Source organism: Bacillus cereus group sp. BfR-BA-01379 (assembly GCF_022663605.1).
Taxonomy (GTDB): Bacteria; Bacillota; Bacilli; order Bacillales; family Bacillaceae_G; genus Bacillus_A; species Bacillus_A mobilis.
This window is the reverse complement of the sequence record NZ_JAKUFT010000023.1, coordinates 15,471-32,583: the sequence shown is the minus strand read 5'-3', so window position 1 is coordinate 32,583 and position 17,113 is coordinate 15,471. Positions and strand designations below refer to the sequence as shown.

The window sequence follows — 17,113 nt, the reverse complement described above, 5'->3', positions numbered from 1 at the left end:
GGAGCGAGAACTTTATGAAATCAAGATTCATCCAGAATGGTTATTTTTTATTGCTAACTTTCGTTACAGGATTGTTTTATTTTTGTTTTTATCTAATAGCTCTGCTATTCAGCTTCACCCTTTCATTTACGGTAATTGGGATTCCATTAGTTATACGCGTACTACAGACTACGACACCTTTTATCCAATTCGAGCGCATACAGACGAAAATTTATACAGATATTTCAACAGACCCTTATGATAGAAGTATAACAATAGATACATCGAACTGGGCTCAGGTGAAATTAGTGCTTACTGATCGTCGCACTTGGTCCGCTGTCTTTTGGTTAATGCAGAAATTAGTAATTGGGATTTTCAGTCTCATTAGTGCAATCATTTTTTATGTAATGCCACTTATGTTGCTGTTGGCACCACTACTGTATCTCTACATTGAAATGAATATTATATTCGTACAGATAGATACGTTTGCCAAGTCACTCTTTGTAATGTTTATGGGTATAGTATTTACCGCCATAAGTATTAGAATAGTAGATGGTTTGACAAAGAAAATTGGGGGCTATACACGTAGCATGATTCGGCAACTAAATCGATAGAAGTTTGCAATCTGTGAGTAGTATCGCAGTTTTAAATTTAAAAGTATAATAGGCATGAAGGATTAAATTATAATATATGAAGTAAAAAGGTAGGCTACTTAGGGGGTAAATGACTTGTTAGATATGGTTAAGTATTGGTTTTGGTACGATTGGATTATGTTAGGAGTCCGTATACTTGTTAGTGTCTCTATCGCCATAACCACATTCGATTTTCAGGATAGTTTAACATTGCCACTTTGGATTATTATTCTTTGGGAAATTATTGCCTTCTCTGTTCCATGGGTAGCCTTACTATTCAATTATAAATATTATTTGTTCACAGAAATACTGCTATATGGTGGACTGTGTATATATTTAACTTCTTTATTTCCGGGAGCTAACGTTACATTTCTTATATCGGCTTTTCTGATTGCTGCGAATAGTCAGCATTTGTCCTATTATTGGACAGCTCCAACAACAGTTTTTATAACAACTGGAATTTTCTATGCGGTTGCGCCAAGTAATAGCTATTGGGTTATGGTTACCAACTATGGACTTGCTTATGTAATGGGCTTCGCTTTCCATTTATTAATCGTCAATCATAAGCAAAATGAAGCGATTCGTAAACAAAACGCGGTACTTGAGCAATATATGTCTCAGATTGAACATATTACACTGGCAGAAGAACGGAACAGACTGTCAAGTGAGCTTCATGATACAGTTGGTCATGCTTATACTTCTATTATTATGGGGATGGAAACGTTGCGTACCGAACTTGCTACTGAGATGGGTATACAGAGGCTAGATTCTCTGCTTGACATGGGACGGAAAAGCATCGATGACGTGAGAGGTTACCTACATCAAATGGATTCCCCGTGTCAATCGCCTTCCTTAATTCAATCTCTACAAAATCTTGGAGCCGAATTTCAGGAGCACGCTCAGGTAAATGTAAGTTTTAAGACATTCGGGGAGGAATATCAACTATCTCGGCAAGCAAAGATCGCATTCATTCGTTGCTTACAAGAGTCCCTTACGAATGCAGTGCGTCATGGTCAAGGGACTGAAATTATAGTTTCATTGCAGTTTGACGAACAATATACGAGGTTAGAAGTTCAAGATAATGGAAAAGGAAATGTAGAATGGCAGGAAGGCTTCGGTATGAATGCGATGAAAGAACGGGCAATGAACCTGCAAGGTCATTTGTCTGTATATACAAAGCCAGAGGAAGGAATGCTTGTTACATGTACCATACCGCGACAAACTGAAATAAAAGATGGACTTATTCGTTTGTTAATTGTAGACGACCAGCCATTTGTTCGGGAAAGTTTGAGGACACTACTCGATAGATATGAAGATTTAAATGTAGTCGGTTTGGCTGAGGATGGCAATCAAGCCATCGATTTGTGCGGGCGCCTTCAACCCCATGTTATACTTATGGATTTAGATATGCAGCACATGGATGGAGTCGAAGCAACCAAAAAGATTAAGCAACAATGGCCACATATCCGCGTATTGATTTTTACAACGTTTCAGGATACCGAACAAGCGTTAGAATCGCTTCGCAACGGTGCGGATGGTTTTTTACTTAAATCTATTGAAACGTTGGAGCTAGCTAATACGATCCGACTTATTCACAAAGGTGGGACACTAATTGATCAAGGAATGTCTCACAAAATATTTGAGAAGTTTGATGAGCAAAAAGAGACACCACAATCAAAAGCAACCGCTTATGAGCTAACAGCTAGGGAGATAGAAATATTGCAACTAGTAGCAAAAGGACTTCGATACACTACCATAGCATCAAGGTTATATTTATCGAATGGTACGGTCAGAAATTATGCTTCCACAGCTTATACAAAGCTAGGCGTTCGTAACAAAGAAGAAGCTATTCAAAAGGCTCTAGAAATTGGAATTATTGAATAACAAAATGTTTTGCGATATATAAAAATGAGTAACAAAGAAACAGAACGCTTTGTGTGGTTTCTTTTGTAACAGAGTAAATAAGGCCCATTATCGTATAAGTAAATGTTAAAACATTTACTATTTCGCCATAATAAACTCATTGAATCTTATTCTCTAAAATACAATAGCCTACTATCAATTTAACTGATAGTAGGCTTTTAAAATTATTTAAGAACTTGGTTATGTTCTAATTTAACAGTTTTCATCAGTGGAAATATTATCACTTCGGCTGTAAAGTTAACACCTTCCCCTCTATCCCATCCGTATTCAATGTAGTCGTATGATACGTTCCGTTTACCCAATCATCTATTTGATCATGGTACCAATCACTTCTAAAATGTCCCGATTGTCCTGGCCCTACAATATGATAACCATTTGACATATCTTTCGTATCAATTACGAATCGCCAAGATGCTCCGTGATTGACAATACCGTCATCTCCGTAACTCGCTGCTTGAACGGTAACTTGGCTGCCGCCAATCGGAACTGGTTTTTCGCGATTAAATGCAAGTAGTGCTAACATACTAGATGATTTGGAGATTGGATGTGTGAACGCAAGCTGATGGTAATCGCCCCACTTCCACTCCGCAACATCGGGTCCATATTCCTTCTGTAATTTCTTCATTACATTTTCATACGATGTATGCACAACTTTTGTGAATCCTCCGTACTTCGTAAACCAAGCGCTATTTTCTCCTGCTACTTCTTTTCGAATCAATTCATCAACAACTTGTGACTTCCCTTCAAATAACTCCATCACATCTTTCGGTATTTCTTTTGAAAATAACGAATTCGAAATCTCTTTCATTAATAAATGGAATAGTAATGGTGCCGCTTCATCTTTACTATCATAAAAATTCCACTTTGTTAATTGTTTTACGCCTTCTTTCTCTACTTCATTTAAAGATACTTTATTTAACTCTTTTAACAATATTGGAGCAAATTCTTTCCCGTATAAATTTTTTTGATCCATCTGTAAGTCTTCTAAATCTTTCACCGTATATTTTTCCTTCTCTTGTAAAAACTCTTGAATACGCATTTGTCTATATGGCTGCGCCCACGTATTACTAATATGGTATGGATAATGATCATCCACAATTTTATTATTCGCCGTTGAAATAAACCCTTGTTTTGGATTAATTACTTTTGGAAGTTGATCGAACGGGATATACCCTTCCCATTCATATTCATCTGTCCATCCTGGTACAGGCAAACTACCATCACCTTTTTTACGAACTGGTATATTTCCATTCGCCTTATAAGCAATTGTGCCGTCGTTTGATGCAAACACAAAGTTTTGAGTTGGTGTATGAAAATCTTGAAGAGCCGTTTCAAACTCATTCCAATCTTTCGCCTTATTCATATTTAATACAGCCTTTAATTCAGCGGAAGGTTCCAAAGCAGTCCATTTCAACGCGAATACTGTTTTCGTTTTCTCTTTTCCTTTATCCGCAAACTCTGAAATGACTGGACCATGCCTCGTAATCGTCACATTATACGGAATTGTTTTCCCGCCTTTTACTTTAATCGATTCATCAACAACTGTAGCTTTTTCCCACTTATCGTTATACAAAAATTCATTTTCATTATTAGGATTTCTCTTCTCAATATATAAATCTTGTACATCAGGACCAGTATTCGTAACGCCCCATGCTATTTTGTCATTGTGACCTAATATAACACCTGGTACACCCGCGAAAATAACGCCACTCACATGTAAATCTTTCATTTCAAGTTGCGATTGATACCAAATAGAAGGCGTCGCAAGAGATAAATGAGGATCATCCGCTAAAATCGGCTTACCAGACGCACTCTTCTCTCCGCTTATGACCCAGTTATTACTACCGTTAAACTCAGGCGGAATGATCGTTTTTGCAAAACTTTGTGCTACGTCCACACTTGTATTTTCCAGTTCAGCTAGCAATCTAGGTGCATCTTTCGGATATGTAGGAAATAGCTCATTTGCTTGCTCTTTCGGTAAATTTTTCAGCGCCCAATATCGAAATGCCTGTCCGTTCCAATGTCCGCCTAAATCAAACGCCATATACTTTCCAATCGTTAAAGAATCCACGATTGACCACTCAGTAGGCTCATAACCTAATATAGTAAACTCAACTGGCAATTTCTTTTCCTCTTTCGCCTCGCGTATAAAAGCGTTCACCCCATCAGCAAATGACTGCAGGGTATACTTCGCTTCCCCTTCATATTGACTAACAGACGCTTCGGCTGCTCGCCGTAAACCGAGCGTTCGAAACAATTTATCTCTATCAAGAGCTGCTTCCCCTACCACTTCACTTAACATCCCAGAAGCTTGCCTTCTACTTAAATCCATTTGAAACAAACGATCTTGCGCTTGTACATACCCTTGCGAAAAATATAAATCATGTGCATTTTCCGCTTTAATATGCGGTACCCCTTTACTATCCCGCTTTACCTGAACAGCATGTTTTAAATCTTCTAGCTTAATCGTTCCATCTATCTTTGGTACAGATCTAAGCGTATATATGTTCAAGAAAATCACTGTACAAATAACGAACAAAAGAACGATACTACTACACCAAATGAAAATTCTCTTACCCCTAGTTCGTTTCTTCTTTATGACGACTTCCATATAACCCCTCCTTTCTCAAACAATTCGCTTTTATTTACGGAAGAACCTTTTAGAAAAGCTGAAAAACCCATACTTTCTCATACTATGGATCATGCAAACTACATACCTGACTCTTATGTAGGCCTCCCTTCCCTTCAATGAAATCTACTCTCCCTTTCTTACACCAATTCCTCAAAATTCCCTTCATATAAGCAAATGTTCGCTTATTCTGTTCAAACGCAATTTTAAGTGTCCCTAGTACTGTCTCTCCTGAAACTTTTTGTATCCACTCTTTCAATTCCTTCACGATATATGGGGATAGACTACTTATATGTTGTTCATAAAACTTATAAACTTTACTATGCGAAGTATCCTTTTCTATCCCTTCTTCCTTCTCCTCAGCAACTTCTTGTAAACTACTATTATCCTCTTCTGCCAGCATACCAAAATGCTGCAATAACAATGGAATATTCCATTCTTCTTCAAGACATGTACGTAAAAACATATGTATGAATTCTTTATTTTTTACAGTTTTCAACTCACGTAACACACACTTTTCTACATTCGTATTTACAATAGGGTTATAGTGTAGCCAATTTAGTATGTATAACTCTTTCGTTTCCGCATTGTATAAAATCTTGCCGTATGCAACAAACCTATTTAACAGCTTCTCAATAGTTTCCATACTGTAGCCTGTTTCCAGTTCTGCCACACGCTTCGGTAATACGTAAATTCCACATTGCTTCGTTTTCGTACCAGTTAACAAATATATGTAAAAATAACGCTCCTCTGGCGTTAAATCTAATATGAATCCATCTTGCCAAAAGTTCACCTGCACATTACGGTACACCGCCATATAGTTCCCTCCTCCTTTTATTCATAAAGTGAAACTTTAATCAGTGGGGGTTTTGTTCATCCCCCACTGATTATTAGTTGAACCAATCGGACATTTACGGACAGCCCGACTCCCACCTAACTTCTTTGCTCCAACTAAATTTTGAGGTGGGAGTTTTACTGTCCGTTAACGCGGGATAAAAAAGCAGAATTCAATCCTTCCATATACATATAGGAATAAGGGCTTTGTTTTTGCGTTTGAATTCCAAATTTTTTTAACTACTACAACGCCGGTTTTATTTTTTCGCGCTTTTTTGTTCTTGTAGTTGTTTTTGTTTTGTTTTTTCTTAGTGATTTATTACTTGGTAGGTGCTTATAAGGGGCTTGGAAGGGGCTTCATAGGGGCTAAAATAAAAAGGAGCTGTTCCAAATTCTCATTTTGGAAAGCTCCTTTACCATTCTTTCTATTTTTGACTTGCATCTAACATCTTCACTAAAAAGGCAGCTGCCTCACCACGAGTTGTTGTACCTTTAGGGTTAAACTCATTATTTCCAACACCAGTAACTACCTGTAAGCTGTATAATCGTTGAACAGGCTGTTTATATGTGATCAAATGTTTATCCCTAAATGGTAATGCGACTAATTCACCTGTAACACCTTTATACTGTAATGCATTGTCAATCATGATAGATGCTTCTTCACGAGTGATTGGCGCATTCGGGTCAAAAATCCCTCCGCCACGACCGCTAATAATTCCTGCACTTGCACTACGTTTAATACCGTCATGAAGTGATGGGTGCGCTTTGTTAATATCTACAAATGACTTATTTCCTTCTGGGAGTTTAAGAGCATTTGAGATTAATGTCGCAAACTCAGCTCTCGTTACATTACGATAAGGCGCAAACACACCATTTCCTTCTCCGTGCATAATACCTAGACTGTGAAGTTTACGAATATGTCCCTCAAACCATCCACCTGTAATATCATCTTTTGGCTTTTGTACTTCTTCTTTTGGTACATTGTAGTTAATTTTAATCCAACTTGGATTGTAGAAAATCCACTCTCCATTCCCTACTTTGTACCAACCGTTTTTAACTGCTAACACTTTGTAACGGTCACCTTTTGAAGCTTTACGAACAATATGATGCTCAAGGTCCGCACCACTACGTACGTTTATACCGTCACCATTCACTACAAGCTCCATGTTAGGTTCAGCTGGATTATATTCATTTGAATCAAATAGCTCGTTTCTTTCTTGTAAAGGCGAGTCAATTTGTGCGTTAACATTTGCATACCATTGAATACCTTGTACGAAGCCAGTCCAATTCCCACGAGAAATTAAAATATCAGGACAGTTTTTTCCGCTCCATTGTTGATGCCTATAAATGTGATCCGCGCTAATTCCTTCTTTATTCATTAAGTATCCTGCAAGTCGTTTTGCATTCTCTAACGCTTTATTATAATCTCCATCTTGGTTAACTGAAATTTCAATACCGATAGATTCTCTATTTCCTGAACCATCACCATCTCCTGCATGCCAACCGTTTTCATTTGTTGGTAAGTGCTGATAGATTTGTTTATCGTCTACAGTAAAATGCCATGAAGCTGTTCGGAACGTACCTTCCGTTGCTTGTTTATACAAATATTTCGCATGATTTTCAGCATTCGCACCGCGAGCTGTGTTTGCAGTCTCATGAATTGTAATATAACGTGCTTTCATCGGATTGGCTGGGCGAATATCAGGATTTCCTGCTGGAACAATCCACTCTACAAACGGGGCACCTGCAAGTGTTCCATATTTCTTTGTAGTCATCGATGCACTATACTGAATAGCTCTTGGCTTTTCAACCGGCTTCATTTCGCGAGTAGAACCATCATTTCGACCGTCTACATGTTCAAATGCCTTTTCAATGTTTGAAATAGCTTCATCTTCCGCTACTTGACCTGTTTTCGCTTCTTTCATTTTATGTAACTCTTCTGTTTCATCATGTTTATGTTTATATTCTTCTAAAAGAATTTTCTCGTTCTCTGATACTTCCGCTTCGTTAATTTGCATGTGATCTGGAGTTTCTAGATTGAAATCAGAATAACTTAATCCGCTCGTTCCACTCTCCCCTTGCGCGATACGAAGTTGATCAGTTTGAAGGTTTTTACTCTCTTCTGCTGATATCGCTAAAGGTGCGCTCCCTAACATTACTAGACTTGTTGATAGTGTGATTACTCGTTTTTTAATATTCATTGCTGTATGAAATACCTACACAGTTCGTATAAGTATCCTAACCTCCCTTAATTTTCTCATTCGTGAAAGACTATAAATCTACTATGTATGTATAAAACTATGTTTATTCCACCCTTATATACATACTTTCCCCAGCAGGTGAATGATAGTTTCTATAAAATTCCTTAACAGACATTATTTTAAAACCAATTGTAATTTCCGTCAAAAGCACTTATCCACCTTACACTCCACTACTTCTCAAAAAATAAATTAGGATACCTTTTACTAATTCTTCAACAAGAAGGACCTTTATAATTTTTCATAACTATTATGTATCTATTAATCAATCCTATTTCTGTATACTTTCCCATTTTTAAATATCAACATTTTCACATTGAAAGGAGTTATTATATGGAAAAGATCACTCATATTTTACTCACTAACATTGAAATACATTTCTGCAAAAGTCATTTTAGTAACGACACTATTATAGATACCGAATTATCTATAACGGAACGTTCTGGACGTGATTTCATTAACACTGTTAATCCAATTAAAGACGTGACTAATGTTTGTGCTACTGCTTTAGCGTTCAAATCACTTTGGAGTTCTCCTGATCGAATTCCTTTCGTAATTAATTCTTGAAAAATAACTGTAAGATACATTTGATGTTCTCTAGTCAGTACTTCAAATTTTTCATTATGAGGAGCAAGTTCAACCATTGTGTTAATACAAAAACAACCTTTACTGAACTCTTTTTTATATTCCTCTTCCACCATATTTTCAAAAAACGTCCGAATTGCTTCTTTTACAGATTGTTCGTTTTGAAGTTTTGTTCGTATATTAGCCGCATGTAAATTTGTGTATCTCCTTAATGCCGCTTCAAATAAACCCTCTTTATCACCAAAGGCTGAATATAAACTTGGCTTTTGTATTTCCATTTTAGCAGTTAAATCGCTTAATGAGGTAGCTGCGTATCCCTTCTCCCAAAAAAGTTGCATTGCAGCATCCAAAGCTTTTTCTTCATCAAATTCGCGTAGTCGTGCCATTTAAAACCATCTCCTTTCTACATCTAATTATTTAAATTACATATCACCGTTTATGTACCAATCAGTATATTATATATCGTATTAGATTATAATCGAAGTGTCAAAAAAATCATAATTAAATCAAAATAAACTTGACATATATATTTCTTCGAGATTATATTTTACTTACAAAATAACATACCGTTCGGTACGTTATTTCCAATAATACAAAAAGGAGCTGTTTTTTTATGAATAGTAAAGAAAAAATGATGGCCGCTCTAAAAGACAATCATACTCAGTTACATTCATCTGCTAGTCCAATCATGTCCCGCTATATGACTCTATTGTTCTCCATTGCTTGCGGGATGGCGGTAGCAAATATATACTTCGCTCATCCACTACTTGATTCTTTATCAAATGAATTTAAGATTAGCCATTCAACTATCGGTATTGTAATTACTATTACTCAAGTTTGTTATGCACTTGGATTACTTTTATTCGTTCCACTTGGTGACTTATTAAACCAAAAGAAACTTATTATTGCTCACATGCTTTTATCCGTTATCGCTTTAATAATAATTGGTGTCGCTCCCTCAACCATCGTACTTTTTATAGGTATGGCCTTAGTAGGAATTCTTGCAACTGTTACGCAAACACTTGTCGCATATGCATCAATTTTAGCTAATACAGCAGAACGTGGACGCATAGTAGGTTTCGTTACAAGTGGCGTTGTAATAGGTATACTCCTTGCTCGTACATTTGCAGGTATATTAACGGATTTAGCTGGATGGCGGTCCGTTTATCTCACCTCCGCTATCCTTTTACTCTTCGTAACTTTTTTGTTACACCGAAATTTGCCTACTCTTGAACATAACAAAGCGACAACTCTATCTTACCGAAAATTAATATACTCTGTTTTCTTATTATTTATAGAAGAAAGACTTTTACGCATTCGCGGAATATTAGCATTGCTTATTTTCACTTCATTCAGTATTTTATGGACTTCTTTAGTATTGCCTCTAAGTGCTACACCACATAACCTTTCGCATACAGCTATTGGTGCGTTCGGTCTTGCTGGAGTGGCGGGTGCATTAGCTGCTACTAAAGCTGGACGACTAGCTGATAAAGGATTAGGACAAAGAACAACTGGCATAGCCTTATCATTATTAGTACTTTCATGGCTCCTAATTAAATCTATTAACCACTCTCTATTATTACTAGTTTTCGGCATTATCCTTTTAGATTTAGCTGTGCAAGCTGTACATGTCACCAATCAAAGTATGCTGTTCACAGTGCGTCCCGAAGCAAGCAGTCGACTCACTGCCAGTTACATGATTTTTTATTCTATCGGTAGTGCAACAGGTGCAATTCTTTCAACAAATACGTATGCAAAATATGGTTGGGATGGAGTATGCATATTAGGTGTATCTGTTAGTGCTTGTGCTCTTTTATTTTGGATAATAACCTTACGGCGATCATAACAGCTGAAAGAGGAATAATTCATTTATGGTTACGTATTTTTCTACAAGACTATAGAATAGCATGTACTTCTCAAAATAAATCAACTGCATTTTCATATTAAAAATGCAGTTGATTCCAAGCTTTTATGTATGCGATTTATCATTTTTTAATAATATATCCTATACTATCGAAATACATCTATTACAAATTCACTTTAACATTTTCGACAATCTCATTTATCGTATTTCGATCAAACTTATCACTAATTTCATATGGCTCACGATCTCCTACTAGTTGTACGCCTACGATATCGTTGCGGTCCTTACCAAATTGCACTTCAATAATAGCTCCCCGCTCTACTTGTTTCCAAATGTAACCTGCTTCATCTTTATTATCTAAAATAATACAGTCCTCAATATTTTCATCAATCCCTATTAACTTGTTGTCATCTATAAATCCAACCTCGTATTGTTGACGTTCTTTCGCTTTGCTGCTTACTAATATACCTTTGCTACCATATGAATAATCCATATAGTCTTTTTTCTCAGATTGCACCGCTTTCGTCTCTTGTGCTTTAGTTTTTTCAGCATTCCCACAACCCATAATTAAACTGATTGGCATCACCGTAATTAGTACCACTCTAGTAAATCTCTTTATCATTTATAAGCAACTCCTCATACTTACATTTAAATTCCATTTATCCCCTTACCAAATAATAACATGATAATACCGAGAAAGAGCCAAAGATATCATCTCCTCATCCCAAAAATCTATGTAAAAAGCTATATCTCTGTATTTTCTTCCCGTTTACTTTCATATAATACCCTCAAAATTATAAAAAGCTAGACTTTCAAAATAACTAACTGAGTTATCAATAAATTACAGAAAGTAGACATCCTACTCACTTAAGATTTAAAATTAAAAAGTATGAAAGACATGATAAAAAACATAGGCTAGATACTCACAATTAAAATGGTCTTTATATTAAGAAAGGAAGTGCACAGCTATGGATTTTAAAACGGTTATGCAAGAACTTGAAGCCCTTGGTAAAGAAAGAACGAAAAAAATATACATATCTAACGGTGCGCACGAGCCAGTTTTCGGCGTAGCCACAGGTGCGATGAAACCAATCGCTAAAAAAATAAAGTTAAATCAAGAATTAGCTGAAGAACTTTATGCCACAGGTAACTACGATGCTATGTACTTTGCAGGCATTATCGCGGATCCGAAAGCTATGAGTGAATCGGATTTTAATCGCTGGATGGATGGGGCGTATTTTTATATGCTATCTGATTATGTAGTAGCAGTAACTTTATCCGAATCAAATATTGCACAAGATGTTGCTGATACATGGATTGCAAGTGGGGACGAGCTTAAAATGTCTGCAGGCTGGAGTTGCTACTGCTGGCTTTTAGGAAATCGAAAAGACAACGAATTTTCCGAAAGCAAAATTGCCACTATGCTTGAAATGGTGAAAAATACAATTCATGATTCACCAGAACGAACAAAATCCGCTATGAATAATTTCCTAAACACGGTAGCAATTTCATATGTACCACTACACGAAAAAGCAGTCGAGATTGCAAAAGAAGTTGGTATAGTTGAAATCAAACGTGATAATAAAAAAAGCAGTTTGTTAAATGCTACAGAGAGTATTCAGAAAGAACTTGATAGAGGCAGACTTGGTTTCAAACGTAAGTATGTAAGATGTTAGATTATCAAAAAAAGGTGTCAATCTAAGCAAGATTGACACCTTTTTGATAATCTAAATGAATGAACTCCCCTAGAAAATTTTTCATTTCCCCCTGTACACCTTATACGTTAAACATTTCTTTATTCAATTTATAAACCCTATCTCTTTTCTCATCACTTTTGACAAAAATAAGCTTTCCTTCTTTAACAAAACCTTCTAATAGTAAGCATACTTCTCCATATGCTTTAGGCTTATTCGTTGTGAATCTTTCATCTGATATTTTGCCAGATCGTATTAATTGTTCGCATAGCTCAAGAGCACTTATTTCTTCAGAATCCATTAATTCCAATATATCTTTTTGCAATGGCGATAAAGGTACTGGTATTTCAGCTACCTCCACCTTTTCTTTCTCGTTTTCTTCTTCAAATAAATCTTCAAATGAAATTTGATTCATTACTTCTTTTCCTTTCTAACGATCGATTTGTATAACATGAACTGAATCCTATAGCGTAGTTATTGCTATGTATTCCTTACCTTATTACATAAGTATCAAACTCATGTACATCGTTTCATATAGTATGTTTTGATTATACCAAATATACGTTCTGCCTTCTATCGTAGATTGAAAAAAGGAACGTTTTACTGTTCATAAATAACGAAAAGGTATTTAGATCATTTTTTCGAATGAATTTATGATTGCCATTTTTTAAATAGAGATGAATATTTATAGATATTATGGTGAAGTTTCATGTAGATTTTAAAAATAGATATTTATTCCATGGAAATTCACGGTAAAAATTTATCATTTATATGTTATAATCACGATATAAACATTTAATTATATTACATGTTTACTAAGGTTATGCAATACATTTACTATAACAAGGGGGCTCACAAATGAGCAGAAAAACAAGTAAAGTTAAAAAGTTTTTTGGATTCGTACTAACCGCAGCACTAGCAACTACAACGATGGTAGGCACAGTAAATGCAGAAACAAATACGAAAACAAACGGTAATGCAAATAGCTATAAGGTAGTTAGCAATACTGACACTGTATTTACAGATGTACCAAAGGACCACTGGTCAAAAGAAGCTATTGATTACTTAGCATCAGCAGGGATTTATAAAGGATATGGCAATGGAAAATTTGGTTTTGGAGACAATGTTACTAGAGGACAGGTAGCTTCTTTAGTCAATCGACATTTAGGTTTAATAGCAGACGATAAACAGGCGAATATGTTTAGTGACATTACAAATCATATGTTTGAAAAGGATATTAAAGCCATTGCGCAAGCTGGAATTATGACAGGTGATGGATCAGGTACATTTCGTCCAGATGATGTATTAACTCGATATGAAATGGCAGTAGTGTTACAAAAAGCATTTCATTTAGAATCAAGAGGACAAGAGAGCTTTAAAGATGTACCAAAAGGTCATTGGGCCTATGAATCTGTAAATGCAGTGCGTAGTAACCGTATAGCACAAGGTGACGAGTCAGGTAATTTCAATGGAAATATGATTGTGAAGCGTGAGCAGTATGCACAATTTTTCTATAATGCAATAGCAAAAAACAGAGATTATAATTTCAACATCAATTCAAAAGAAGAATTAAAACAAATGTTAACAACAGCTTTAGATAATGGAACGTTTGGTCCATTTAAATTAGATGTATTAGGTAAAGATCTATCTGACGTAAAAAAAGAATATGGAGCACCTGATGTTTGGAAGAAAGCACCATGTACAGAATGTGATGCACCTAATATAGCGGTATACGGCGATTATAATATTGACATGTATCCTTTGGACGCTAGATATATATCAGTGAAAATGGATATCACTATTAACGAATTAAAAGAGTGGTTTGGTGAACCAGATGGAATCGGAGAAGATATGACTAGTGAAGGCTTCATATATAATCGAGGAAGCTATTCTCTTTATTTCAGCTTCTCTGATGGTTATATTCAACGCGCTGAAATATCTAAAAATAAATTTAATTAATAAGTTACAAGCAATATAAAATATATAAAGCATAAAAAATCCTTCAAGAACATGCCTTTTCTTGAGGGATTTTTTATGCTTTATATCTATTGTAAAACTCCTAAAAGAATGCTAGCAAGGAGAAAATTGTTCAATCTTAAGAATATCTACTATTTCATTCAACCAATCTATTATATTTGGCATCTCATATTCTTCAGTTAAATCTAGTGAATCCATTTTCCCATGACCTGATGCATATAATACAATAAACCTGTATTCGTCTTTTAGTTTTTCAGCTCCTTCTATGAAGGTAAGACTAGGGATACCTAACCCATGTAAGCAAGTATTCCATATTACGAATGAAAAAGGATCTGATATGAATATCAGATCCTTTTTCACTGCTTCTTTTATAACTTTAAGTTCTTGATACATACATAGGTTCATACGTACTTACATTATCATACACAGTTTTCGCAATACTAAGAGGAAGATGGAGACATCCTTCAGATCCAACTTTTCCAGTAACAATGCATAATTTATCTCCTTTACTGAAGAGAAATATGTCTATTAACTTTTTAATAGAATCAAAGTGTACTTTTATTTGTCGGACTTAATTTTTTCGAAATACTCTTCTAAAGTTAATCTCTTTTCTTTTAGATATATAGCAACTTCTTTTCCTACATAACGATAGTGCCATGGCTCATACTTAATTCCAGTAATCCCCTCTTTATCTTTTGGATAGCGAAGAATAAAACCATACTCTGCAGCATTCTTATCTAACCATTTAAATGCATCGGTAGTTTCAAACTTTGCATTTAAGTCTTCTACAGTATTCTGCCATTCAACTGAAATAATGTCTAACGCTAATCCAGTATGATGTTCACTTGCGCCAGGATACTGAAGATATTCCAATGCCTTAGCACTAGCCTCTGTATCCGACAAACCTTGAGATTTATAGCTTTTAACTGAAGCATCATAATAAGTTTGTTGTAATTTTATAGCTCGATAACCTGACCTTAAATAAAGGTTAATGCCCTCTTTTTTTGCAGCTGTTACCATATCCTGATAGGAAGTTGCAATTCTGCTATCTATTTTCATATTTGGCTTAGCATTTTGGGTGATACTTGTTAATTCAATCCCTAGTTCCTTTGATAACATATGTTCTCTATTTACAAGAATAATTCTCCAATCATTAAGATCAGAAATAGGTAAAGCATCTTTTTTATTCGCTTTTATATCAACTTTATTTTTATCATTATGATTAGTAGTTTCCTGAGATGTTTGTTTTCCACTACAAGCAGCAAGGCTCGATCCCAATGCCAATACCAATGCTAAAATTATAATTTTTTTAATTGTATCTCATTCCCTTTTTGTTTATTAGTCTTTATACCAATTTCCCAACACTTCTTTAGGAATATCCTTAAAATCCTTCAAAGAAACAGGACCGACAAATTCTTTAACCCCATGTTTTTTAGAATTTTCATCTGAATAATCTTTTAAAAATTGAATTTTAAAATGCTTCTTATCATCAGCATAGTCGGTTACTGTCGGTACAACTGCAGCTTGTCGTATACCAAAAGTTTCATCTTCATACTTAACAAATTGTATATATGATAGTCCTCCAATCAATGTTTCTAATTTTTCTTGAGCAGAAATAAGATTTCCAAGAGAATAATAGATTAGCGTCTGATGTCCATCTTTATTTTCTTTCCACTCAATTGGTTGGATTACATGTGGATGATTTCCAATTACTACATCTACGCCTAAATCTGTTAAATATTGAGCAATTTCTTTTTGTTGCTTTGAAGGCGTAAAGGTATATTCTACTCCCCAATGCACCATAACAATCACCATATCAGAATTATTCTTTGCCTTTTCCACATCATTTTGTATCGCTTTTTTATCAATTAAATTTAATGCCCAAGACTTATCACCTGGAATTTTATTCCCATTCGTACCATATGTATAATTAAGTAGCCCAAAGCGAATACCATTTTTGGTAATCGTTTTTATTTCATTGCGTTCATTTTGACTCTCATTAATGCCTACTGGGATAACATCCTGATATTTCTTCCAGTATTCTCTTGTATTCATCACACCTTTAATACCCATATCCATAGTGTGATTTGTCGCTTGAGTCACTATATTGAATCCAGTGTCCACTAAAGATTGACCTACTTCTTCAGGTGTATTGAAAGTAGGATATCCCTGTACTTTTAGATGATTTCCTGCAATTGGAGTCTCCTGGTTCACAATAGCAAGATCACTTGATTGAACAGCTTTTTTTATATTTTTATAAATATAATTATAATCATATGAACCATCTTTTTGTTTGCCATCTTTAATTACTGCGTCATGATATAAATTATCACCCGTTGCTATTAAATTCACTACCGATTTTACTTTTTTATCTTCAATAAAATTAGGGGATTTTTGAATAGGACTTTTATCGACCCAATTGGGTGTTTTTAATGATTTATCTGCCTTTGATTGAGCCGGTGGTAATGAAGCTTTAGATGTCTTAATATCTGTATTGTCACAAGCGGTTAAAATCAATAAAAAAATAAAACATAATAAAAAAAACTTTTTATTTCTCTGTAAATTATCTAACATGTAATCCTCTTTTCTGTCTTATTACTAATAACCAATTCTAACAAATAACTTTTAAAACAGCGTATTTTGGTTTTACACTTAATTTTTGAAAACACTCTATTAAATTTGCTTCGGAATATACGGATAATCTTTTTCACTTTCTAACAATCTATTATTTCTATCAG

Annotated in this window: 13 protein-coding genes and 1 pseudogene; 5 read left to right on the top strand and 9 right to left on the bottom strand. The window is 35.1% G+C overall.

The genetic code is table 11. The features are described from left to right. The first annotated feature begins 14 nt into the window (after nt 1-14). A complete protein-coding gene (locus MR113_RS11280) occupies nt 15-593 on the top strand; it encodes a sensor domain-containing protein (RefSeq protein ID WP_242254263.1) in 579 nt (192 codons plus the stop codon). Between the two features lie 114 nt (nt 594-707). Beyond that, nucleotides 708-2,495 carry a helix-turn-helix transcriptional regulator gene (locus MR113_RS11275; protein ID WP_242254259.1) on the top strand — a complete coding sequence of 596 codons (1,788 nt, stop codon included), beginning with the start codon at nt 708-710 and terminating at the stop codon, nt 2,493-2,495. A 259-nt stretch (nt 2,496-2,754) separates the two neighbouring features. Here MR113_RS11275 and MR113_RS11270 read toward each other — a convergent pair whose 3' ends face one another. From MR113_RS11270 to MR113_RS11255, 4 genes are all read right to left on the bottom strand, one after another. After that, on the bottom strand, nt 2,755-5,145 hold the full coding sequence (locus tag MR113_RS11270; RefSeq protein WP_242254258.1) for a penicillin acylase family protein: 2,391 nt from the start codon (nt 5,143-5,145) through the stop codon (nt 2,755-2,757). An 82-nt stretch (nt 5,146-5,227) separates the two neighbouring features. Continuing rightward, complete coding sequence (locus MR113_RS11265) at nt 5,228-5,980, bottom strand: DnaD domain-containing protein (protein WP_242254256.1); 753 nt, start codon at nt 5,978-5,980, stop codon at nt 5,228-5,230. Nucleotides 5,981-6,422: 442 nt separating this feature from the next. Next, on the bottom strand, nt 6,423-8,198 hold the full coding sequence (locus tag MR113_RS11260; RefSeq protein WP_242254254.1) for an S-layer homology domain-containing protein: 1,776 nt from the start codon (nt 8,196-8,198) through the stop codon (nt 6,423-6,425). A 446-nt stretch (nt 8,199-8,644) separates the two neighbouring features. Then, the gene (locus MR113_RS11255; protein ID WP_242254252.1) at nt 8,645-9,226 is read right to left on the bottom strand and encodes a TetR/AcrR family transcriptional regulator; all 582 of its coding nucleotides are present in this window, start codon (nt 9,224-9,226) and stop codon (nt 8,645-8,647) included. 227 nt (nt 9,227-9,453) lie between these two features. Here MR113_RS11255 and MR113_RS11250 point away from each other — a divergent pair, with 227 nt between their 5' ends. Next, nucleotides 9,454-10,686 carry an MFS transporter gene (locus MR113_RS11250; RefSeq protein WP_242254250.1) on the top strand — a complete coding sequence of 411 codons (1,233 nt, stop codon included), beginning with the start codon at nt 9,454-9,456 and terminating at the stop codon, nt 10,684-10,686. A gap of 181 nt (nt 10,687-10,867) precedes the next feature. Here MR113_RS11250 and MR113_RS11245 read toward each other — a convergent pair whose 3' ends face one another. Next, nucleotides 10,868-11,326, bottom strand: a complete 459-nt coding sequence (locus MR113_RS11245; RefSeq protein WP_242254248.1) for a hypothetical protein — start codon at nt 11,324-11,326, stop codon at nt 10,868-10,870. Nucleotides 11,327-11,672: 346 nt separating this feature from the next. On the opposite strand from MR113_RS11245, the gene MR113_RS11240 reads away from it, so the two are divergent. Beyond that, nucleotides 11,673-12,380: a DNA alkylation repair protein gene (locus MR113_RS11240; protein ID WP_242254246.1), complete on the top strand. Its 708-nt coding sequence runs from the start codon at nt 11,673-11,675 to the stop codon at nt 12,378-12,380. 100 nt (nt 12,381-12,480) lie between these two features. On the opposite strand, the gene MR113_RS11235 is transcribed toward MR113_RS11240, so the two are convergent. Then, nucleotides 12,481-12,813, bottom strand: coding sequence for a DUF3895 domain-containing protein (locus MR113_RS11235; protein WP_242254244.1), 333 nt, complete (start codon nt 12,811-12,813; stop codon nt 12,481-12,483). Between the two features lie 443 nt (nt 12,814-13,256). Here MR113_RS11235 and MR113_RS11230 point away from each other — a divergent pair, with 443 nt between their 5' ends. Continuing rightward, entirely contained in the window at nt 13,257-14,357 is a 1,101-nt protein-coding gene (locus MR113_RS11230) for an S-layer homology domain-containing protein (protein WP_242254242.1), read from the top strand. A 123-nt stretch (nt 14,358-14,480) separates the two neighbouring features. Here MR113_RS11230 and MR113_RS11225 read toward each other — a convergent pair. The 3 genes and pseudogenes from MR113_RS11225 to MR113_RS11215 all read right to left on the bottom strand — a co-directional run. Beyond that, nucleotides 14,481-14,678, bottom strand: a pseudogene (locus tag MR113_RS11225) (alpha/beta fold hydrolase); the annotation flags it as partial. Between the two features lie 255 nt (nt 14,679-14,933). Beyond that, entirely contained in the window at nt 14,934-15,665 is a 732-nt protein-coding gene (locus MR113_RS11220; RefSeq protein ID WP_242254238.1) for a M15 family metallopeptidase, read from the bottom strand. A 48-nt stretch (nt 15,666-15,713) separates the two neighbouring features. Beyond that, the gene (locus MR113_RS11215) at nt 15,714-16,949 is read right to left on the bottom strand and encodes a CapA family protein (protein WP_242254236.1); all 1,236 of its coding nucleotides are present in this window, start codon (nt 16,947-16,949) and stop codon (nt 15,714-15,716) included. Between the last annotated feature and the right edge of the window lie 164 nt (nt 16,950-17,113).